The organism is Microbacterium phycohabitans, from assembly GCF_032464935.1.
GTDB lineage: Bacteria > Actinomycetota > Actinomycetes > Actinomycetales > Microbacteriaceae > Microbacterium > Microbacterium phycohabitans.
Window position 1 is genome coordinate 546,049 of record NZ_JAWDIT010000001.1, and the last position, 20,951, is coordinate 566,999.

At 69.5% G+C, this 20,951-nt stretch carries 22 protein-coding genes; 9 read left to right on the forward strand and 13 right to left on the reverse strand.

The genetic code is table 11. The annotated features are described in order from the left end of the window. Positions 1–9: 9 nt before the first annotated feature. Both RWH44_RS02495 and RWH44_RS02500 read right to left on the reverse strand, forming a co-directional pair. Positions 10–1,425 (reverse strand): carboxylesterase/lipase family protein, encoded by a 1,416-nt coding sequence (locus tag RWH44_RS02495; RefSeq protein ID WP_316003349.1) that lies wholly within the window; start codon positions 1,423–1,425, stop codon positions 10–12. Between the two features lie 105 nt (positions 1,426–1,530). Further along, a complete protein-coding gene (locus tag RWH44_RS02500; RefSeq protein ID WP_298871541.1) occupies positions 1,531–1,827 on the reverse strand; it encodes a hypothetical protein in 297 nt (98 codons plus the stop codon). A 147-nt stretch (positions 1,828–1,974) separates the two neighbouring features. Here RWH44_RS02500 and RWH44_RS02505 point away from each other — a divergent pair, with 147 nt between their 5' ends. Then, the gene (locus tag RWH44_RS02505) at positions 1,975–2,184 is read left to right on the forward strand and encodes a DUF1653 domain-containing protein (RefSeq protein WP_298871538.1); all 210 of its coding nucleotides are present in this window, start codon (positions 1,975–1,977) and stop codon (positions 2,182–2,184) included. Positions 2,185–2,429: 245 nt separating this feature from the next. Further along, entirely contained in the window at positions 2,430–2,831 is a 402-nt protein-coding gene (locus tag RWH44_RS02510) for a four-helix bundle copper-binding protein (RefSeq protein WP_316003350.1), read from the forward strand. A gap of 47 nt (positions 2,832–2,878) precedes the next feature. Here RWH44_RS02510 and RWH44_RS02515 read toward each other — a convergent pair whose 3' ends face one another. Together RWH44_RS02515 and RWH44_RS02520 are read right to left on the reverse strand one after the other, a co-directional pair. Then, positions 2,879–3,091 (reverse strand): nuclease, encoded by a 213-nt coding sequence (locus RWH44_RS02515; protein ID WP_316003351.1) that lies wholly within the window; start codon positions 3,089–3,091, stop codon positions 2,879–2,881. Between the two features lie 239 nt (positions 3,092–3,330). Then, positions 3,331–3,540 carry a hypothetical protein gene (locus RWH44_RS02520; protein ID WP_316003352.1) on the reverse strand — a complete coding sequence of 70 codons (210 nt, stop codon included), beginning with the start codon at positions 3,538–3,540 and terminating at the stop codon, positions 3,331–3,333. 268 nt (positions 3,541–3,808) lie between these two features. Between RWH44_RS02520 and RWH44_RS02525 the strand changes: the two genes are divergently transcribed. Both RWH44_RS02525 and RWH44_RS02530 read left to right on the forward strand, forming a co-directional pair. Next, positions 3,809–4,219, forward strand: a complete 411-nt coding sequence (locus RWH44_RS02525; protein ID WP_316003353.1) for a MerR family transcriptional regulator — start codon at positions 3,809–3,811, stop codon at positions 4,217–4,219. Continuing rightward, entirely contained in the window at positions 4,216–4,620 is a 405-nt protein-coding gene (locus RWH44_RS02530) for a carboxymuconolactone decarboxylase family protein (protein ID WP_316003354.1), read from the forward strand. The genes RWH44_RS02525 and RWH44_RS02530 overlap by 4 nt, the downstream gene beginning before the upstream one ends. An 8-nt stretch (positions 4,621–4,628) precedes the next feature. Here the strand turns inward: RWH44_RS02530 and RWH44_RS02535 are convergent, their stop codons facing one another. Together RWH44_RS02535 and RWH44_RS02540 are read right to left on the reverse strand one after the other, a co-directional pair. Beyond that, the gene (locus RWH44_RS02535; protein ID WP_316003355.1) at positions 4,629–4,886 is read right to left on the reverse strand and encodes a nuclease; all 258 of its coding nucleotides are present in this window, start codon (positions 4,884–4,886) and stop codon (positions 4,629–4,631) included. 125 nt (positions 4,887–5,011) lie between these two features. Next, positions 5,012–6,718 carry an AAA family ATPase gene (locus RWH44_RS02540; RefSeq protein ID WP_316003356.1) on the reverse strand — a complete coding sequence of 569 codons (1,707 nt, stop codon included), beginning with the start codon at positions 6,716–6,718 and terminating at the stop codon, positions 5,012–5,014. A 316-nt stretch (positions 6,719–7,034) separates the two neighbouring features. Between RWH44_RS02540 and RWH44_RS02545 the strand changes: the two genes are divergently transcribed. From RWH44_RS02545 to RWH44_RS02555, 3 genes are read left to right on the forward strand one after another with little or no spacing between them, the layout of a single operon-like run. Next, complete coding sequence (locus tag RWH44_RS02545) at positions 7,035–8,423, forward strand: MFS transporter (RefSeq protein ID WP_316003357.1); 1,389 nt, start codon at positions 7,035–7,037, stop codon at positions 8,421–8,423. Positions 8,424–8,428: 5 nt separating this feature from the next. After that, positions 8,429–10,594: a molybdopterin oxidoreductase family protein gene (locus RWH44_RS02550; protein ID WP_437127266.1), complete on the forward strand. Its 2,166-nt coding sequence runs from the start codon at positions 8,429–8,431 to the stop codon at positions 10,592–10,594. After that, the gene (locus tag RWH44_RS02555; RefSeq protein ID WP_316003359.1) at positions 10,587–12,197 is read left to right on the forward strand and encodes an FAD-dependent oxidoreductase; all 1,611 of its coding nucleotides are present in this window, start codon (positions 10,587–10,589) and stop codon (positions 12,195–12,197) included. The genes RWH44_RS02550 and RWH44_RS02555 overlap by 8 nt, the downstream gene beginning before the upstream one ends. Positions 12,198–12,227: 30 nt before the next feature. On the opposite strand, the gene RWH44_RS02560 is transcribed toward RWH44_RS02555, so the two are convergent. From RWH44_RS02560 to nirB, 5 genes are read right to left on the reverse strand one after another with little or no spacing between them, the layout of a single operon-like run. Beyond that, positions 12,228–12,914 (reverse strand): sirohydrochlorin chelatase, encoded by a 687-nt coding sequence (locus tag RWH44_RS02560; RefSeq protein WP_316003360.1) that lies wholly within the window; start codon positions 12,912–12,914, stop codon positions 12,228–12,230. Further along, a complete protein-coding gene (locus RWH44_RS02565) occupies positions 12,911–14,050 on the reverse strand; it encodes a uroporphyrinogen-III synthase (protein ID WP_316003361.1) in 1,140 nt (379 codons plus the stop codon). The genes RWH44_RS02560 and RWH44_RS02565 overlap by 4 nt, the downstream gene beginning before the upstream one ends. Further along, positions 14,047–15,309, reverse strand: coding sequence for a uroporphyrinogen-III C-methyltransferase (cobA, locus tag RWH44_RS02570; protein ID WP_316003362.1), 1,263 nt, complete (start codon positions 15,307–15,309; stop codon positions 14,047–14,049). Before cobA ends, RWH44_RS02565 begins: the two co-directional genes overlap by 4 nt. Beyond that, positions 15,306–15,746 carry a nitrite reductase small subunit NirD gene (gene nirD, locus RWH44_RS02575; RefSeq protein ID WP_316003363.1) on the reverse strand — a complete coding sequence of 147 codons (441 nt, stop codon included), beginning with the start codon at positions 15,744–15,746 and terminating at the stop codon, positions 15,306–15,308. Before nirD ends, cobA begins: the two co-directional genes overlap by 4 nt. Continuing rightward, complete coding sequence (gene nirB, locus RWH44_RS02580) at positions 15,743–18,325, reverse strand: nitrite reductase large subunit NirB (protein ID WP_316003364.1); 2,583 nt, start codon at positions 18,323–18,325, stop codon at positions 15,743–15,745. Before nirB ends, nirD begins: the two co-directional genes overlap by 4 nt. A gap of 260 nt (positions 18,326–18,585) precedes the next feature. Here nirB and RWH44_RS02585 point away from each other — a divergent pair, with 260 nt between their 5' ends. Beyond that, positions 18,586–19,218 carry a LysE family translocator gene (locus RWH44_RS02585; RefSeq protein WP_316003365.1) on the forward strand — a complete coding sequence of 211 codons (633 nt, stop codon included), beginning with the start codon at positions 18,586–18,588 and terminating at the stop codon, positions 19,216–19,218. A 191-nt stretch (positions 19,219–19,409) separates the two neighbouring features. On the opposite strand, the gene RWH44_RS02590 is transcribed toward RWH44_RS02585, so the two are convergent. Together RWH44_RS02590 and RWH44_RS16105 are read right to left on the reverse strand one after the other, a co-directional pair. Further along, positions 19,410–19,733: a hypothetical protein gene (locus tag RWH44_RS02590; protein WP_316003366.1), complete on the reverse strand. Its 324-nt coding sequence runs from the start codon at positions 19,731–19,733 to the stop codon at positions 19,410–19,412. Between the two features lie 5 nt (positions 19,734–19,738). Beyond that, positions 19,739–20,089, reverse strand: a complete 351-nt coding sequence (locus RWH44_RS16105) for a DUF7882 family protein (protein ID WP_437127259.1) — start codon at positions 20,087–20,089, stop codon at positions 19,739–19,741. 201 nt (positions 20,090–20,290) lie between these two features. On the opposite strand from RWH44_RS16105, the gene RWH44_RS02595 reads away from it, so the two are divergent. Continuing rightward, positions 20,291–20,929, forward strand: coding sequence for an ANTAR domain-containing protein (locus RWH44_RS02595; RefSeq protein ID WP_316003367.1), 639 nt, complete (start codon positions 20,291–20,293; stop codon positions 20,927–20,929). Positions 20,930–20,951 lie beyond the last annotated feature (22 nt).

Sequence of the window (20,951 nt, forward strand, 5' to 3'; positions counted from 1 at the left end):
GGTCTCCACTCAGCGCATCAACGCCGCCAGCGCCTCGGCACGCGGCAACTCGACGTCGCTCGTCACGGTGTCGTATCGCCGGACGCGCCCGCCGTCCGCGAAGGCGCTCCACCCCGGATCCCCCGTCTCGGCGAAACGGATCCAGTCGGCGTGCATGCGCTGCGCGAGCTCCCGCGGGGCGGCGGGTCCCGTCATCCGCTGGCCGGCCGCGTCGTCCAGGGCGTCGAAGACGAATCCGATCTCGAGCGCGTGTGCCGCGCGCAGGTCGCGCACCGGGCTCTGCCACGCGAACTCGTAGACGAAGGTGGGGGCGGTGCGGGAGCGCGCGACCTCGACGGCGGGCGCGCGCAGGATCAGGTCGGTCAGCACCTGCCCGATCATCTCGCCAGCCAAGGCATCAGGAAGGGCCCGGCGGTAGGCCGCCCACACGCCGCGCGGGAGGCGCTTCGCGAGGGCCAAGACGGCGTACGTGCGCCGCGTGAGCCGGGCGAGCGCCGCGGGCGGGTACCAGAGGCGGTATTCGTCGGTGTTCGTGCCGATCAGCACGGGAACATCGGCCGTGACGAGAGCGCGCCGCGGCGATTCCGGAAGGGTCGCGGGATCGATCGCGGCGGTGAAGCCGGGGGTCCCCCGCAGCGGCGTCGACCGGGCGGCGAGTCGGTCGCGGGCCGCCACGAGCCGCTCCGGCGCGACCTCGCGCAGCGCCGCCGCCGTCGCATCGACACCGAGGGCGCGCGCGATCCCGCGGATCGGCCGCGCCGCGCGCTGGGGAGTCTCGGCGTCGAGGGGGCCGGACTCGATGATCGCCCCGGCGATCAACGGACGCAGGTCGTCGCGCGAGAGCAGGGCGGCCACGACCGCTCCCCCGGCGGACTCCCCGAAGATCGAGATGCGCGCGGGGTCCCCACCGAACCGCGCGATGTTGCGGTGCGTCCAGCGCAGCGCCTCCGCGGCGTCGGCGAGGCCCAGGTTGCGCGGCGCGTCGGGCAGCACCGAGAACCCCTCCGCTCCGAGCCGGTAGTTGGCCGAGACGAACACGACGCCGTCGCGGGCGAACGGGGTGCCGTCGTAGGTGCTGAGCGCCGCCGTGCCCCGCTCGAGCGCACCGCCGTGGAACCACAGCATGACGGCCGCGCCCTCGGCATCCTCCGGTCGCCACACGTTGACGGTGAGCACGTCGTCGCCGGGAATGATCGTGGATGCCAGCAGCTCGCCGGTCGCGCCCGGATACGGCGACTGAGGAGAGGTCGGACCGAACTCCGTAGCTTCGCGCACGGCATCCCAGGGCTCCACCGGCTCTGGCCGCGCGAACCGTCTCGCCCCGGTGGGAGCTGCGGCGTACGGGATGCCGAGGTAGCGCTCGACGCGCTCGGCGGACGATCCGGCGACGGGGCCCGTTTCGGTGACGATGACAGGACGCGACATGCGCCGGAGTCTACGGGCCGCGTCGTGCATCTCTCCCGAGAGGAGCGCCGCACGCTTCCGGATGCCGAAGACACGACGCACACCCCGGCGGATCGCCGGGCGCGATCAGGGGGATGCCGGCATCCCGCGCTTGCGCGCGACTCGGCGCCACCACGGGATCTCGCCCACGGGTTCGCACTGCTCGTCATGCGCCGCGAGGTGCCCCGCCCACAGCGCCTCTGCCACGTCGGCAAGGTCCGGTCCCGCGGCGACGACACGGGCTTCTTCGTCGAACGCCGTCCACACCCCGTCGAGGTCGCGACTGATGTACCCGAACAGTCGGCGCGAGCAGGCGCCCATCACGAAGTCGTCCTCGACCTGCTTCCATGTCGGGGCCTTGGCGGAACGGCGCAGCGAGAACATCTCCCGCTCCTTCGGGTCACAGCGGTGTGTGACTGGAGTCTGCCACTCAGCAAACGCAAAGGATAGAGACGCCCGCGCGAGGCCATCGCACCGCTGGCATACTCGGCTTTCGCGCCGATCACCCGTGAGGCGAGGAACGGAACGCCCATGAACGTCGAACCCGGCATCTACGAACACTTCAAGGGACAGCGATACGAGGTGTTCGGAACGACCCGGCATTCCGAGACCGAAGAGGTCTTCGTCTCGTACCGCAAGCTCTACGACGACTACTCCTACTGGGTGCGCCCTGTCGAGATGTTCACCGGGACGGTCGATCGAGACGGCTACTCGGGGCCGAGGTTCCGGCGAATCGTGTAGCCCGCGTGCAGAAACTCCGCGACGCGCACGAACTCCGTCGGCACTCGCCGATCCGCGCTGAGGCTGCACGCATCGCTGACGTTATGTACGGCCGGTCACGGATGTGGAGCCCCGTACCTTAACACCACCCGATCAACCTGCTGCGAGCACTGTCTCGCGGCCGCGACCCCGCGTAGCATCGCGGTACGCCGGAGTCCCTCCGCGGCATCCGGTCCCTCCGTCACGACGAGCACACGGGAGAAGCAATGGACACGATGGCCATGATGAAGTCGATGGACATGGGCGAGATGACCATGGACATGGATGCCATGCAGGAATGCATGCAGTCGCTCAACGCCTGCGCGATGGCAGCGGCGATGTGCGCCGGCAGCGTGATGATGCACGGCGCCGAGATGGCGACCTGTTGCGCGATGTGCTCGAACATGGTCGAGATGGCTCAGGCGACGATGCACATGATGATGCGTCCGGCCGGGATGAACATGGACGTGATGAACGCCATGATGACCGCCTGCATGACGATGGGCAAGGCCTGCGCCGCCGAGTGCCGCGCTCACGGCGACATGGACGAGATGTGCCGCTACTGCGCGATGGCCTGCGACGACATGGTCATGAAGTGCGAGGCCATGATGGCCTCGATGTCCGCCTGAGTTCCGTTCTTCGCGCGGCCGCTGACGTTTCGTCGGCGGCCGCTCGGCTATGCGGCGCGTGCGGTCGTGAGGATCGCCGACGCGCTGAGCAGCTCCGCAACCGGGTGGTACGCCACGGGCTCCCCCACCGCGATGTCGACGGCAGGTCCGACGACCCGCAGCTCCACGGTCGCGCCAGTGAGCAACGCAACGGCTACCGTCGCGCCATCGGCGTCGACGACGAGGCCGTCCCACCATGCGGAGGGGTTCGAGGCTGCCATGCAGCGCTGGATCGGGTGGACTGTCGACGAGATCGTACGGGACATGGCTTCACCTGCCTTCGGAGTGGTTGGTGAGATGAAGCTACGGGATGCCACGGGAGCGGGCGATCTAGGGCGTAGTGGGGCGTAACACCGGGCACTCGGATGGCCTGCACGTCCGCTTTCTTCCTGCCGCGCGGTCGGCGGCTCGAGGACGTCCTGCGCCGTTGCTCGCCGAATGTCTCTGATTCAAAGCCCGGTCATTGTGCCGAATCACGACCGCGCCGCGCCGCAGCCGAGGCCTCCATCACACCGCACAGCAAGCCGAGCGCGCCCCCGATCATCATCGCGGGGGCGATGACGGAGAGGGCGCTTGCGAAACTCGCGTATCCGACCGCGGCGCCGATCACGACGGGCACCAAGGCGACCGCCACCCGCGTCGCTGGGCGCTGGACGAACGGCAGGGTCATAAGGGAGCGTGTCGCCGCCCAGGTGATCAGACCGAGCGCGGCCCCGATCACGAACCCCGCGGGACCTCCCCACACCATCAGCCCCCATGGAGCTGTCGAGACCGATGCTTCAGGACTCACGACGGCTAACGCGGCCAGAGCCACGCCTCCCAGGCCTGCGGGCGAGGCACGCCAAGAGTGTTCGTGCGCTGGGACGCAGGAAGGCGTGTCGCATGGCCCGACGCTACAGCGTTGACTGTGAGCGCACTCGAACTTCTACGCTGACCGGGTGAGCACCGATGACGCCGGCCTGACGGTCGCGCAGATGGCCCAGACGACCGGGGTGACCGCGCACACCCTGCGCTATTACGAACGCGCGGGGCTCCTACGGCCGGTGGCACGGACCACCGGCAAGCAGCGTCGGTACCGCGACACCGATGTGGAATGGGTGGCGTTCCTGCTGCGACTGCGGCAGACAGGGATGCCGATCGCGCAGATGCGCGAGTACGCCGACCTACGTCATCGCGGAGACGCGACCACGCACAGTCGCCTCGCCCTTCTCGAGGCTCATCAGCGAGCCCTGCATGAGCGGGTCACTGAGCTCCGCGCGCACGAGCGCGCCCTGGACGAGAAGATCGGCGTCTATCGCCGGGCCCTCGACGCGACCGACAGAAACGATGAAGGACGGCAGGATTCATGAGCGAGACGACAGCCCGAGAGCAGCAATTCACCCGCGGCAGGGAGGTCCTGGATGCCGTCGACGGAGAGGCCGGCGCGAAAGTCATCGATGCGCTCGCTGACGTGTCCCCGGAACTGGCTCACCAGGTCGTCGCGTGGGCCTTCGGCGAGATGTACGCACGCCCCGCACTGCAGCCCCGCGATCGACAGCTCGTCACGCTCGGCATCCTGACTGCCCTCGGTGGGTGCGAGCCCCAGCTCGATGTGCACGTGAACGCGGCGCTCAACGTCGGGCTCACCCCGACCGAGATCACCGAGGCGATGCTCCACGCAGCCGTGTACTGCGGCTTCCCGCGCGCGCTGAACGCCACATTCGCGGCGAAGAAGGTCTTCGCGGAGCGTGGCCTGCTGCCCGTGGCTTGAAGTGACTCTCAGGCGGTGCGCGCGGTCGTGAGAATCGCCGACGCACTGACCAGTTCCGCGACCGAGTGACACGCCACCGGCTCCCCCACCGCGATGGCGACGGCAGGTCCCACGGCCCGAAGTCCGACCGTCGCGCCGTTCAGCAGCGCAACGGTCACCGTCGCGCCATCGGCGTCGACCACGAGGCCGTCCCACCACGCGCAAGGGTTCGAGGCTGCGGTGCAGCGCTGGATCGGGTGAATTGTCGACGAGATCGTGCGGGACACGGCTTCACCTGCCTTCGTAGGGGTTGGTGAGACGAAGCTGCGGAATGCCATTGGGTTGGGCGCTCTGGGGCGTAGTGGGGGTGACATCTCAATCTTCCGTCAACCGATTCATATTCGCCTGCAACCTAAAGGACCGAAGAATTCGCGCGTCGAACAAGTTGAACAACTGCAGCCACCTTCTCTTGCAAATCCAGTGGCCACTCATCCCCCGACACCTCTACGACAGCTTTGGCAATAGCCACTTTACTCGGATTCCCCACTCCGACACGGGTCGCCGCTAGCGGATTATCCCAGCGCCCGAACGAACTGAAGTTCGCACCAGATACACTTGGGTGCGCTGCGACGATGGCAGAATTTAGCCGCGCCTCTTCGATGTAATTTTCGATTGTGTACCCGGCTGTCACCCAGGCCAATCCTGTGGAGGGATCCCCCTCTAACTCCTCGATTACACGCGACTTTGCGGCGTTGAGACCCGCTTCCTCGGAACGACGATCCGAGTCGATGAGAACTACCATATATCGATTTAGGCTACGCAAAGAAACAAACTCCTCAACCTCTTCCGCATCCAATGGAGACAGAGCGCTCAGAAGCGAACCCCCGTAGAACATGATCGTGTAATGCGTTCCCTCAACAAACTCAGCAGGCGCCATCTGCTCGATCCAATGCTTGACATATACTCGATCGGATGGCCCTTCAACCCAAATCACGGCGTTGGCTTGCACGAGGTCAGACGGCCTATAGCCCAGATCGGCGCAAATTGAACTTCGCGCACGAGCCGATCCGGCGAATCTCAGCTTAGATTCATTACCCTCTCGCTCGATATGGAAAATTGAACCGATCGAAGAGTCGAGCATGTGCGCCGAGTGGGTCGCAATAAAGTATTGGTTGCTAGTTTCCAAGGCCAGATATTTGAGAAGCTTTCTCTGGAGCACGGGATGAAGGTGAAGCTCCGGCTCCTCGACGCAAAGAACGGCGTCCGTTGTCACAGTGGCTGCCGCCGCCAGGATCACGACTTCGTGGACTCCCGTCCCCATATTCTCGATGGGCAGTGTCTGCCCGCCCTGCGTAACGTGAATAGTCGCGACATCGTGGGGAATATCTATCGATACTGACTGGTCGTCTAGCACGGCGCGAACAAAGTTCTGCAACGCGCGGAAAATCTCCCTGTCGGACAGAGATTCCGTGGATGGACTCTGCAATCGCTGCAGCCGCCGGATGATGTTTGTCCCGTTGAGATCAAAGCTGCCTTCGCCGCCCCCGGATATGGAACGAACTCCATCGACCGTGAGGGCCGGGGGGAGAACCGGACGCCATCCCTCAATCATTCGGAGCACTCTGAAAGCATCCTCCCCGCGCCCACCACCGCCCGACGAGGTGATTGCGATTGACAGTTCTCTCGCTAAAGCCGTGTCGCCAATTTCGTTTGCTATCGCTCTGAGTCCGGCATCGTCAGCAGCGTCATTTAGACCGATGGGCCACCAAAACCCGCCTTCGTTCTCCTCACCGAGAGATAACGAACGATGAGAAAGGAAGCTCATCACGCGCTGCGGTTGGACTTGAACAGAGTTCAAGGACATCCACTCCGCCACATCATCCATCGAAAAGTACACCCAAGCACGGAAAGCCGCGTCGTGGCCGAGCGGCCTGTCCAACGTAGTGAGCGTGGCGTCGTCACCGCGGAGCACCTTACTCACAACTCGGAGAACGTTCGACTTACCAGCGTTATTCTGTCCCACGATTAGGTTGACTTTTCCTGCCGGCTGAATGACCGCCGGTTGAGAGCCAGAGAAGCTTCTGTAGCCGACGAACGCGAGGCCTTGAATGTGATTCATTCGTCCATCATCTCGGATCCGGCCGTACGGGGCGGGATGCTCCACTGGCTATATTGCGTCGACGATCCCTGCTCTAGTGGTCGACCCCGGCCCGCTGAGCGACCGACCATGAGTGCGGAGGCTTACGCCGGCGGGTCCTGCATGTGTAACGCCCACGTAAACTCCCCCTCTCCCCCACCCCCGCCGCGGGTGAAACAACCGTTACCTCCCCGCCCCCGGCCGCGCGGTCCCGGGAAACCCCTCCTCCCTACGCTGGCGACCACGCCCCACCCATGCGGGGCGCTGCACCTCCCCACATCGCCTTCCGGAGGACTCCGTGACCGTCACCGACCCGCGCCCCGAAACCGCAACTCCGCCCGCGGCCGCAACAGAAGTAGCGGAGCTACAACACCGCCCCGGCCGCTGGATCGACAACTGGAACCCCGAGAACGCCACGCAGTGGGCCACAGAGGGCAAGGCCATCGCCTCCCGCAACCTGCGGTGGTCGATCTTCGCCGAGTTCCTCGGGTTCGTCGTGTGGCAGCTGTGGTCGGTCGTGGTCGTGTCGCTGCCGGCGGCAGGCTTCCAGCTGTCCACGGGCGAGATCTTCTGGCTCATCTCGATGCCGAGCCTCGTCGGCGCGACACTGCGCATCCCCTACACGTTCATGGTTCCGCGCTTCGGCGGTCGCAACTGGACGATCGTCTCCGCGGGTCTGCTGCTCATCCCGAGCATCGGCCTCGCCATCGCGGTGTCGAATCCCGCGACCCCGTTCGGCCTGCTGCTCCTGATCGCCGCGTTCGCCGGCTTCGGCGGCGGCAACTTCGCCAGCTCGATGGCGAACATCACGTTCTTCTACCCCGCCGCGCAGAAGGGATACGCGCTCGGACTCAACGCCGCCGGCGGCAACCTCGGCGCCTCGGTCGCGCAGTTCGTCGTTCCGATCGTCATCACCGTCGGAGCCGCCGCCACCCTCAACCTGCCGCTCGCGGGTCTCATCTGGGTGCCGCTGATCCTCGTCGCCATGGTCGGCGCCTACTTCCGCATGGACAACCTCTCCAGCGCCAAGGCCGACATCACGGCATCCCTCGCCGCACTCAAAGAGCCGCACCTGTGGATCATGGCCGTCCTCTACATCGGCACCTTCGGCTCGTTCATCGGCTTCGCCGGCGTCTTCCCGAAGCTCCTCGCCGACACGTTCCCCGACTTCAAGGGGATCACGATCGGCACCGCGACCGTCACCCTCGCCTTCCTGGGCGCCCTCATCGGCTCGCTCGCCCGCCCCTACGGCGGCAAGCTCGCCGACCGCTTCGGCGGTACCGTCATCACGATGGGCGCGTTCACGGTGATGGGTCTCGGCATCCTGGGCGTCATCCTGACCCTGCCGATGCAGAACTTCGCGGTCTTCCTGCTCTGCTTCCTGGTGCTGTTCGCCGCCGCCGGCATGGGCAACGGCTCGACCTACCGCATGATCCCGACGATCTTCGCCCTCCGCTCGAACAACGGGATCGGCGCGCAGCGCAAGGCCGCGGCCGCACTCGGCCTCATCTCGGCCATCGGCGCGTACGGCGGGTTCTTCATCCCGCAGCTGCTCGGCTTCTCGAAGACGACGTTCGGCTCGTACACCCCCGCCCTCGGTTGGTTCGCCCTGGCGTACGTCGCCTTCCTCGCCCTCACCGCCGGTGTGTACCTGCGGATGGCGAAGAAGACCGGCACCCGGATCTGATGACCATGAGCTCCGCCGACACCCACTGCCCCTACTGCGCGCTGCAGTGCGCCATGACCGTGATCCACGACGGGTCCACCACGGTCGCCGGCCGCGACTTCCCCACCAACCGGGGAGGGCTCTGCGCCAAGGGCTGGACGTCGGCGGAGCTCCTGGCATCCCCCCAACGACTCGGGATGCCGTTGACCCGACGGCCCGACGGAACCCTCGCCGAGACCACCTGGGATGAGGCACTGGATGCCGTCGCCGCGGCGTTCCGCGACACGAAAGCCGCGCACGGAGCCGACGCCAACGCCATCTTCGGCGGCGGCGGCCTCACCAACGAGAAGGCCTACCAACTCGGCAAGTTCGCCCGGGTCGCTCTCGGCACCTCGCGCATCGACTACAACGGCCGATTCTGCATGTCGTCGGCGGCAGCGGCATCCAACCGGGCCTTCGGCATGGACCGCGGCCTGCCCTTCCCCGTCACCGACCTCGACGACGCCCGGACCATCCTGCTGCTCGGCTCCAACGTCGCCGCGACCATGCCGCCGTTCCTCGCGCACCTGGCCGGAGCACGGGCGAACGGCGGCCTGATGGTCGTCGATCCGCGCCGCTCCGCCACCGCGCGCCTGACCGAAGACGGGGCCGGCACCCACCTGCAAGCCGCCCCCGGCACCGACTTGCCGCTCCTGCTCGGCCTCACGCACATCGTCATCGCCGAGGGCCTCGCGGACCGCGCGTATATAGAAGAGCGCACGACCGGCTTCGACGCCGTACGCCGATCGGTCGCCGCGTGGTGGCCCGAGCGCACCTCGACTACCACCGGCGTCCCCGTCGCTCAGCTCCGCGAGACCGCCCGCCGCCTCGCCGCGGGACGCACGTACATCCTCACCGGACGCGGCGTCGAACAACACGTCGACGGCACCGCCACCGCGACCGCCGCGATCAACCTCGCCCTCGTGCTCGGGCTCGTCGGCCGCGAGGACTCGGGCTATGGCACCCTCACCGGACAGGGCAACGGCCAGGGCGGGCGCGAGCACGGGCAGAAGGCCGACCAGCTGCCCGGCTACCGCTCCATCCGCGACCCCGAGGCGCGTCGGCACGTCGCCGGGGTGTGGGGCGTCGATCATGACGACCTCCCGGATGCCGGCATCCCGGCGACCGCCCTGCTCGGCGAACTCGGCGGGCCGGTGAAGACTCTGCTCGTCGCCGGGTCGAACGTCGTCGTCTCGGCGCCCGACGTCGAAGCCGTGCGGGCCCGGCTGGAAGCCCTCGACACCCTCATCGTGTGCGACTTCTTCCTGAGCGAGACCGCGGAGCTCGCCGACATCGTGCTCCCCGTGCTCCAGTGGGCCGAGGAGGAGGGCACGATGACCTCGCTCGAGGGCCGGGTGATCCGCCGCCGCCAGGCGCTGCCCGGGCCCGACGGTGCCCGCAGCGAGCTGTGGATCATGGCCGAGATCGCGCGGCGCCTGGGCGCGGCATCCACGTGGTCGACGAATCCGGCCGAGGTGTTCGACGAGCTCGCCCGCGCCTCGGAGGGCGGCATCGCCGACTACTCCGGTCTCTCGCACGCCCTGCTCGACACGGGCATCGAGGCGTACTGGCCGTACCGGTCCGAGAGCACCCCGCGTCCGTTCGCCGAGGGTTTCGCGCATGCCGACGGGCTCGCCAGGCTCGTACCGGTCGAGGCCGCTCCCCCGACGCCCACCGACCGCGGCGGCGACCTGACCCTCGTCACCGGTCGCTACCTGCAGCAATACCAGTCGGGCACCCAGACCCGCCGCGTCTCCGAGCTGAACGGCGCCAGGCCCGAGGCGCAGCTCGAGATCCACCCGGCGACGGCCTCTCGACTCGGCATCCGGGAAGGCGCACTCGTCGCGGTGTCGAACGAACGCGGCACCGTGCGGGCGCGGGCGAGCGTGACGACCGACATCCGCCACGACACCGTCTTCCTGCCCTTCCACTACGCCGGCGACGAGTGCGCGAACCGCCTGACCGAAGCTCGCGTCGACCCGACGTCGGCGATGCCGGAGTTCAAGCGCACGCGCGTGACGGTCGCTCTGGATGCCACGGTGCCGGTCGCGCGACCCACCGCGCACGAGCCGGTCGGGGTCTCAGTCGCGGGTGGACCGATCGATGATGCCGGTCGGGGCGGCGCGTTGACGAAGGAGGGTCTGCATGCCTGAGCGTGTGGTGCTGGTGGGCTACGGCCCCGTCGGGGCGCGGCTGATCGACGGGCTGCTGCCCGCGGTCCGCGACGGGCGCATCGACCTCACCGTCGTAGGCGCCGAGCCCCACGACGTCTACAACCGCGTCCTGCTCGCCGAGTACGCGGTCGGCCGCACCGACCGCGCGGGCCTCGACATGGACGACCGCCGCGTCGCCGAACAAGCCGGCGTGCGGTTCCATCTTGCGACGACGGTGGTGGGCGTTGACCGTCACCGCCGAGTCGTGCGCCTGCACGATGGCATCCCTCTCGACTACGACCGGCTCGTGCTCGCGACCGGCGCCCGCGCGAACGTCCCGACACTCGCCGGGATGGAGCGCGCGCGTCGCGACCGCGCATCCGTCTCGACAGCCCCCGACAACCTCGACCTCGGCGGCGCGCCGCTGCCCCGCGGCGTCGTCGCCCTGCGCGACCTCGCCGACGCCGAGAACGTGCGCGCGGCCGTCTCGGCCGGGCAGCGAATCGTCGTGCTGGGCGCGGGAGTGCTCGGGATGGAGCTCGCGCTGGCCGCCGCCGAGGCCGGAGCCGAAGTGGTGGTGGCATACCACTCCGCCGCCCCGATGAACCGGACGCTCGACGAGAACGGCGGGCGAGTGCTGGCCTCAGCCGCTACCGCGGTCGGGGTGGAGATGGCGCACCACGCGCGCGCCGAGAGCATCCTCCTCCGCCACGACGACCACGGGCACGCGTGGTTCGACGGCCTGGTCTGCGCCGACGGCAAGGTGCTCGCGGGAGACCTGCTCGTGCTGTCGTGCGGAGTCGCGGCGCGGACGGAAGTGGCATCGCTCGCGGGCCTGGCGATCTCGACGGGGATCCTCGTCGACGGGTCCTCGCGCTCGTGGACCGACCCCGACGTCTTCGCGATCGGCGACTGCGCGCACGTCGCCGACCCGGCGGATGCCGACCCCCACGGCCGAGTCCCCGGGGGCCCGAGCGGGCTCGTCGGACCGGGCTGGCGCCAGGCCGACCGCCTTGCCGCGCTGCTGTCGACGGGCGTCGCTGCGGCGGCACCGGGGAGCGTGAACGGTTTCGCTGCGGCATCCCCTGTTCCGGTGCCGGTCGAGCGCCCCGGTGTCGTCATGCTCAAGGCCGAGGGCGTCGACGTCGTGGCCGGCGGAGACGTCGACGCCGACCCCTTCGCGCACGCCCCCGGATGCCACGGCCCCCAGGTCACGATCTGGGCGGACCCCGCGCGGGGTGCCTACGTCAAGCTCGTCACCGTCGAGGGCGTGCTGACCGGCTTCGTCGCGGTCGGGATGCCGCGCACCGGCGCGGAACTGACGCTGCTGTTCGAACGCGGCTCGGAGCTCCCCGCCGACCGCTCGGCGCTGCTCCGGCTCGACGCGCCCGACGCCGGGATGGCCGTCGTCGCCGACCCCTTCGCCGCCGACGCCACCGTGTGCTGGTGCAACGGCGTGAGCGCGGGCGCGATCCGCGAGGCCGCCACGGCCGGAGAGCCCACAATCGCCTGCGTCAAGGCATCCACCCGTGCCGGCACCGGCTGCGGCGGGTGCGTCGGCCGGATCACCGAGCTGCTGGCCCGCGAGACCGTCCCGGCGTGAGTGCCCACCCCGGGCGGGCGGGCTCGGCGCTCAGGACGGGTCGCCGCCGCGGGCCTCGCGCCACCGCTCCCACACCACGGTGGCCACGCGCGGGTCCGCGCCGATCGGGGTCGAGGTCAGATCGGCATCCGCGCTCTCGATGACGCGCGAGAAATGCCCGGGCGCGAGCACGTAGCTCGCCGCGACCGTCCGCCGTCCGTCGGCCCGCGCCGCCGCCACGGCGTCGGGGATCCGCGGCTCGGAGGCCGCGGCGTACGCCGCGACGACGGGGCCCTGCACTCCGGCATCCGCCATCATCGCCGCCATGCCCTCGACGTCGACCACCGCGCCGGGGCGCGTGGAACCGGCGGCCGCGAGGATGACCGTGTCGTCGGGCCCGGCTCCCGCGTCGCGGACGCGGTCGGCGAGGATCTCGGCGAGCAGCCGGTGCGGGCCGAGGGGCCCGGCGACGGGGAGGCCGTCCGCTGCCTCTTGCAGGTCGACCTCGGTGTGGTACCCCGTCGACAGCAGCAGCGGCACGATCACGATGTCGGACGTGCGTTCGCGGGCCTCCTCCACCACGTCGGCGACGAACGGCCCGTGCACGTCGACGTAGGCCTCGAGCACCTCGACGTCGTCGGGGGCGGTGGCACGCAGGATGTCGAGCAACTCGCGGACGACGACGCGTCCTTCTTCGAAGCGCGTCCCGTGGGCGCACGCGATGAGCACAGCGGTCACGAATCCTCCTGGTCGATCACGTCGAGCCGATAGCCGCGCTTGTAGACCGTGCGGATCAGATCGGTGCCGCCCAACGCCTCGCGCGTTCGTGCGACTGCCACCTCCACCGCGTGAGCCGACGCCCCCGCGTTCGTCAGCACCGCGACCAGATCGGCGCGCGTGACGACGGCCCCGGGCTGCATCGCCAGGGCGCGCAGAATCTCCACCCCCGTGCGGGGCAGAGGGGTGAACGTCCCATCGAGCACGATCCCCGCGGAGCGGATGCCGAGCCGGCCGGCCGTGGTCGGGATGAGGGGGGCGTCGGGTCCGCCGTAGTGCGTCACCACGGCGCGGACGAGCGCCCCGAGGCGCCCGCGGTCGGGAACGAGGGGGATGATCCCCGCCTCGATCAGGGGCCCCGCGGTGATGGGACCGACGGCGGCGACGAGCACCTGCCCCCGCGCGGCACGGGATGCCACTCCCTCGAGCGCGTCTGCCCGCTGGGCGGCGAGGATCCATTCGCGGGCCGCGGGCGCCGAGGTGAACAGCACGGCGTCGATCTCTCCGCGCGCGACCTGCTGCGTCGACGCCGCGACGACCTCGGGGTCGGGCGGCGGCCCCCACCGGTAGATCGTCAGGCTCGTCACGCGCGCCCCGGCGGCCTCGAAGGCTTCGTCGAGGCCGTCGGCACCCGAGCCGTGGTGCTGGACCGCGACGTGAAGTCCGTCGACGCCCTCGGCGACGAGGAAGTCGCGCAGCTCCGCCGAGGTCTCGCTCTCGGCCACCCAGTCGGCGTCGAAGCCCGCTTGCTGGATCGACCCGCGTGCCTTGGGCCCGCGCGCGACGATGCGCGCGGCGTCGAGTACGGGAGCGAGGGCGTCGTGGAGTCCCGCCTCGTCGGCCGTCTCCATCCAGGCGCGAAACCCCACGCCGGTGGTGGCGACGACGACGTCGGGTGGGTCGTCGACGAGAGTCCGGGTCTGCGCGATGAGCTCCTCGTCATCGACGTGGGGCACGATCGTCAGCGCCGGGGCCACGCGCACGCGCGCGCCGTGTCGTTCGAGCGCGGCCGACAACTCCCCCGACCGCCGGTCGACGGGAAGCAGCATGGTGCACCCCTGGAGCACCGTGCTGATCGTGCGAGGCGGTGCCGTCACCCGATGCCCTGGGCGCGCGCCGCTGCGAGAGGCTCGACGGCGACATCGGCGGCCGGCTGCGGGAGGAGCAGATCGGCGCGAGCGACGTCGCCGAACACGAGCACCGCGGGATTGGCGAGGCCCTGCGCCTCGGCATCCCGGACGGCCGTTCCGAGAGTCGTGCGGATCGTGCGCTGCGCCGGGGTGTGGCCGTTCTCGACGAAGGCGACGGGGCGCGACGCCGGCGCACCCGCCGCGAGGGCTGCCGCGGTGAAACGGGGAAGCGCGCTCACGCCCATCAACGCCACGACGGTGGCGCGGTCGTCGCGCAGCGCCGCCAGGGTCGCCTCGCCGGGGTGCTCCTGACCGTTCACAACATGAAGGGTACCGGCGACGCCTCGGTGGGTCACCGGCACACCCGCGGCCGCGGGCACCGCGATCGCGCTCGAGATGCCGGGCACGACCTCCACCGGGATGCCGGCGGCACGGCACGCGATGACCTCTTCACCGCCGCGCCCGTAGACGAAGGGGTCGCCGCCTTTCAGCCGCACCACGCGCAGGCCACGGGCCGCCCGGTCGACGAGGATCGCGTTGATCTCATCCTGGGGCACCGGGTGATGATGCGGACGCTTGCCCACGTCGACGAGCTCGACATCGTCGCCGAGCTCGGCGAGCACCCCGGTGGGCCCGAGGCGGTCGTGCACGACGACGTCGGCCTCGGCGAGCAGGGCCCGGGCGCGGACGGTCATCAGGTCGATGGGACCAGGGCCGCCGCCGACGAGCGCCACGCTCCCCACAAGCGGACGACGTCGGCGGCGGAGCGGAAGGGCGCCTTCGGCGAGGCGCTGAGCGATGGCGTCGCGCACGGCGACGGTGCGGCGGGGGTCGGCGCCCGCGGTCGAGACGACGCCGACCATGACGTCGCCGCTCGTGGTCTCGGCGGCCAGGCGCGCGGTGCCCTTTCCCCCGTGCCCGGCGTTGACGCACCACACCCGGCGCGCCTCGGCGGCCTCGACGACCGCCGCGTCGACAGAAGCCGACCCGGTCGCCGTATGGCAGAACCAGGCGTCGTCGAGGTCTTCGGAAGCGAAGAAGCGCGCGTGCCACTCGATGTCGCCCGCGGCGGCGAGCGCCGTGAGTCCCGCGGTGGCGACCGGGGCGACCAGGCGCACGCGGGCGCCGGCGGCACGAAGGCGAGCGATGCGCTTCTCGGCGACGGCACCGCCGCCGACGCAGACGACGAGACGGTCGGCGAGGTCGAGTCCTGCGAGAGCGATCATCGGGGGTCTCCTTGGATGCGGACGAACACGATGCCGTCGGTCACCGCGACCGGGTGCACCCGGACGCTCAACGGTTCCTTGCCCTGCGTGTCGAGACACAGGCCGGTACGCAGGTCGAAGACCTGCTTGTACATCGGGGATGCCACGGTCGGCACTCCCCCGCGATCCCCGACGATCCCGCGCGACAGGATCGCCGCGCCGCTGAAGGGGTCGATCTGGTCGATGGCGAACAGGCGCCCGTCGTAGGTGCGGAACAGCGCGATCTGGCGACCGTCGACGAGGGCGGCCGCCCCGCGCTCGACGAGCAGGTCGTCGACGCGGCAGATGCGGGTCCACTCCTCCGGGACGGCCCCCGCGACCTCGGCCGGCGCGGGCACGCAACCGGGTGTGATGGCCGGGGTCTCGGCATCCATCGTCGTGGTCTCCAGGATCGTCATGAGCGCACCGCCAGTGTCGTCCCGCCGATGAGGACCGCGCCCGAGGCGCGCTCCTCGGCCGTGGCGGGGCGGGGCTGACCGCGCTCGCTCACGTAGGCGAGCGTGGGGTCGGCGGTGCCGGGGGCGTTGACGAAGCTCTGGAAGCGCTTCAGCTTCTCGGGGTCGGCGAGAGTCGCCGCCCACTCGTCCTCGTAGTTGTCGATGTGTGCGGCCATCGCGCGGTCGAGGTCTTCGGCGATGCCGAGCGTGTCGTCGAAGACCACGCCTTTCAGCGCCTCGATGCCCCCCTCGTAGTCCTCCATCCAGGGAGCCGTGCGCTGCAGCCGATCCGCGGTGCGGATGTAGAACATCAGGAAGCGGTCGATGGCGCGCAGCAGTGCGTCGTCGTCGAGTCCCTCGGCGAAGAGCACCGCGTGACGCGGAGTGAAACCGCCGTTGCCGCCGACGTACATGTTCCAGCCGGCCTCGGTCGCGATGACGCCGACGTCTTTGCCGCGGGCCTCGGCGCATTCGCGCGCGCAGCCCGATACGCCGAACTTGATCTTGTGCGGCGAGCGCAGCCCCCGGTAGCGCAACTCGAGCTGCACGGCCATGCCGACCGAGTCCTGCACGCCGTAGCGGCACCACGTCTGCCCGACGCACGACTTCACCGTGCGCAGCGATTTGCCGTACGCCTGTCCCGACTCGAAGCCGGCGTCGACGAGGCGCCGCCAGATGTCGGGTAGCTGCTCGAGCCGGGCGCCGAACATGTCGATGCGCTGGCCGCCGGTGATCTTCGTGTAGAGCCCGAAGTCGCGCGCGACCTCGCCGATGACGACGAGACCCTCGGGAGTGATCTCCCCGCCGGCGATGCGCGGAACGACGCTGTAGGTGCCGTCGCGCTGGATGTTGGCCATGACGTGGTCGTTGGTGTCCTGCATGGTCGCGAGCTCACCGTCGAGCACGTGCTCCGCGTACAGGCTGGCCAAAATGCTCGCGAGCGCCGGCTTGCAGATGTCGCAGCCCCGGCCGGTGCCGAAGCGCTCGACGATCGCGGTGAAGGTCCTGAGCCCCGAGATGCGCACAGCGTCGAAGAGCTGCGCACGGGTGAACGGGAAGTGCTCGCACAGCCCGTTCGAGACCTCCTTCCCGGATGCCGCCAGCTCGGCCTGGACGAGCTTCTTCACGAGCGTGAAGCACGAACCGCACGCCGCTCCCGCTTTGGTGCACGCCTTGACCTCGGCGGCATCCCCGCAGTCGTGATCGGTGACGGCTCCGCGGACGGTGCCCGCGGTGACGCCGTTGCACGAGCAGACGATGGCGTCGTCGGGGAGGTCGCCCTGCGCGGCGGGCGCGAGGCCGTCGGGCAGGAGGTACGCGGCGGGGTCGCCGCCGAGGGCGCGCCCGACGAGCGGTCGGAGCACGCTGTAGGCCGACGCGTCGCCGACCAGGATCCCGCCGAGCAGCGTCTGCGCGTCGTCGCTGAGCACGAGCTTCTTGTACACGCCCGACACCGGGTCGGCGTAGGTGACGTCGAGGGCGTTCGGCGTCTCGGCGAGCGCGTCGCCGAAGCTCGCGACCTCGACGCCGGAGAGCTTGAGTTTGGCGGAGGTGTCGAAGCCGTCGAAGGCGGCCTCGCCCCCGAGCAGCCGAGTGGCGGCGACCTCGGCCATCGCGTAGCCGGGGGCGACCAGGCCGATGCATTGACCGCCGAAACTCGCGACCTCGCCGATCGCGAGGATCGCGGGGTCGGAGGTGCCGCAGCCGGCATCGATGACCACGCCGCCCCGCGGGTCGACGCGGAGGCCGGCGGTGCGGGCCAGCTCGTCGCGGGGGCGGACGCCGACCGTGAAGACGACGATGTCGACGGCCTCCCACGTGCCGTCGCGGAGCTCCAGTCCGCACACGGCTCCGGACATGTCGGCATCCACGCGGGTCGTCACCGAGGAGGTGCGCACGTCGATACCCCGCGCCTCGATCAGGCGCTCCAGCGCCTTGGCCCCGCCCAGATCGAGTTGCGCCGACATCAGACGCTCGTTCGATTGGAGGACGAAGGGGGCGACGCCCTCAGCCTGCAGGGCTCCCGCGGCCTCGAGCCCGAGCAGACCCCCACCGACCACCGCGCCGCGTAGGGGGCGGCCGAGCTGGGCGCGGCGTCGGGCCACCCAGGCCCGGATGCCTTCGACATCGTCGAGGGTGCGGTAGACGAAACAGCCCTCGTGATCGAAGCCGTCCAGTGCCAGGCGGGCGGCGAACGAACCCGTGGCCAGGACGAGTCGGTCGTATCCATGGGTCGCACCGTCGGCGGTGGCGACCTCGTTCTTCTCCCGGTCGATCCTCGTCACGCGCGCACCGGTACGCACGCCTACCCGCCCGTGCGCGAGGACCCGGGGGTCGAGGGCGAGGTCCTCGAAGGTCTTGCCGGCGAAGTACCCCGTGAGACCGACACGATCGTAAGGCCCGTGCTTCTCGTCGCCGAGCACGGTGATCGACCAGCGGTGGTCGGCGTCACGGGCGGTGACGCTCTCGACGAAGCGGTGCGCCACCATTCCCGCACCGACCACGACCAGGCGACCGGGCGACGAGTTCGAAGTGAGCATGCCTCGACGGTAGGCAGGCGAGGTTTCGCCGAAGTCGTCGCGCGCGTTACCTCCCGCGAACTTTTGTCTCACGATGAGGCCGTCGCCGTGTGAGCTTTCCCGTCGGAAGCCGCGGGGGCGCACCCCGAGCGATTCCGCTGCGGACGACAGCGGGTCGCCGAGCTCGTCCTCCACGAACGCCGAGGATCCGCCCGCAGCGACGGGCCGAATGACTGATGCCCGCGCCCGCGGCCCGACCCCAACGGCAGTATTCTTCCGCCATGCCTCCGCTCGCCACCCTGCCCGCGTTCGTCCTGGCATCGCTCGTGCTCATCGTCATCCCCGGTCCGGGCGTGCTGTTCGTGATCGGTCGGTCGATCGCGCTCGGGCGCCGCGCCGGGGTGCTCAGTGTCGTCGGCAACGCGATCGGCAACGTCCCGGCGATCCTCGCGACGGCGTTCGGGGTGGGCGCGATCGTGGCCTCGTCGATCGTGGCCTTCACCGTGCTGAAGATCGTCGGGGCGATCTACCTCGTGTGGCTCGGCATCCAGGCGATCCGTCACCGGCACGCGCATCTCGCAGCGACGCAGCCCGCCGCGCGATCGAAGTGGACGCTGCTGCGGCAGGGTTTCGTCGTAGGCGTCACCAATCCGAAGACCATCGCGTTCTTCGTGGCCGTGCTGCCGCAGTTCGTCGACCCGCACGCGGGCGCTGTGTGGTCGCAGCTGCTGGTGCTCGGCCTCATCTTCCAGGTGCTCGCGCTGCTCTGCGACAGCACGTGGGCCCTCGCCGCCGGCACCGCCCGTACGTGGTTCGCCCGCTCGCCGAAGCGCCTGTCCGCGCTGTCCGGCACGGGCGGCGTCATGATGATCGGCCTCGGCGGAGCGCTCGCGCTCACCGGCGCGAAGAGCTGACGGCGGGTCCGCACGACTCCTGCATCCGGCGATGAAACGATCCGGTTCCGCTTACCAACGGACGGAATGCAGGAGTTGTGCGCGCACCTCGCTGCGCTCGCGCATCTCGGCCGCCGACGGCCCGGCAGCGAGCACGAGGACCCTGCATCGTGCAGAGGAGCGGAGCACTCCCCTCGCGAGCGACGATGCCGTCACGGCAGGAGCACCGACTCCGCCGCGGTGAGCAGGGAGATCAGGAGAGCCCCAGCGAACACCGCGACGAGACGCCCGTGCCCGGTTGTGGGAGGTGACAGGCGCAGCCCTGCGGTGGACTGCACGATGCGTTCCATCGCGGCCAGGAGCGTGGAGTGATGGGCGATGGGAGTCGCGGCCGAATCGAAGGAGAGGAAGGTGCCATCGGGTGCCTCGATCACGTGCCCGATGACGGTTCCCTCGATCTCCAAGACGTAGTGTCCGGACTCCGGAACGCTCGCGAGCACAGCCGGGGCTGTCCGAGCGGCGTCGGGCACGTTCACCGGCCTCATGATCGCGACGCCGGCGACATCGACCAGGTCGCTGCGCGCTTCCCGGGTCGGGAGAGTCCGTCGAGGTCGATCCCCTGAGACGATGTCGCCGCAGCCCTCATCAGCCATTCCAGGACGGCGGAGTCCAAGACCACTCCGCCCGTCCTCTGCATGACGAACATCAGAGGGATGGACGGATGGAACCAGAGATACGACCGGTTTCCTGATTCCTCCGGGTGAGGCCGCCACGAGGCGAAGAATGTCTCGGACCGACGGAGCTTCGCGATCGCGACGGTTTGCAGATAGGCAAGCGAAAGGTCCGGGAGAGAAAGAGGTTCTCGGGCCGAACCGTAGAACAGGTGCCCCATTGTGTGCGCCCCAATCCACGCTGATGGATACGCGCCGGGGTCTGGGGCAGCTGAGCGCAACGGTACGAGGATCGACGCCCCGAATCAAGACCGTCATTTCGTCCGTCTGCATTTTCCACGCGGGTGAGCGGGGACGGCCTAGAGTGAGGTGAGGCGTTCCCTAGACCTAGGTCGCTGCCTTGTCCCTAGGTCTGGAGCATCATGTTGGAATTCCCGCTCTATACGTCGTTGTGCGAATGGTTCGTGTCGACCCTGCCGGTGGAGCACGCGGCGATCTCGACGCTCGGCGAGCCGTTCGAACTGGAGACGGTCTGCGCCAGCGATGCCGTTGCGGCCGAGCTGGAGCGGATACAACTCGACGGTGGCGCGGGCCCGTGTTGGCACGCGAAAGCCACGGGCACTCCGGCGCTGTTGCCCGACCTGCGGCACGGCGAGGACTTCTCGTGGCCGGCCTTCGTGGATGCAGCGGAGTCGTTTGCGGTGCGTTCGGCGTACGCGTTCCCCATGTCCGTGGGGGCCGTGGACGTCGGAGTCGTCGACCTGTATGCCACGCGCGCCCACGCCCTGGACTCGCGCGAGGTGGAGGCGGCGTGGGCCATGGCGGATATCGCGGCCGTACGCGTCGTCGACCATCTTCTGAGCAATCTCGGCGCCTCGTCTCCTCCCGCAGGATCTCCGAAGAGATCGATACATCAAGCGACGGGCATGGTGATGGCCCAGCTCGGCATCCCTTCGGATGACGCGTTCGTCGTCATCCGAGCCCACGCCTTCGCCACGGGCAGGACGGTGTCCGACATCGCGGAAGCGATCATCCGGCGCGAGATCGATTTCTCCGCGTGACCCGGTTCGAAGGAAAGTACAT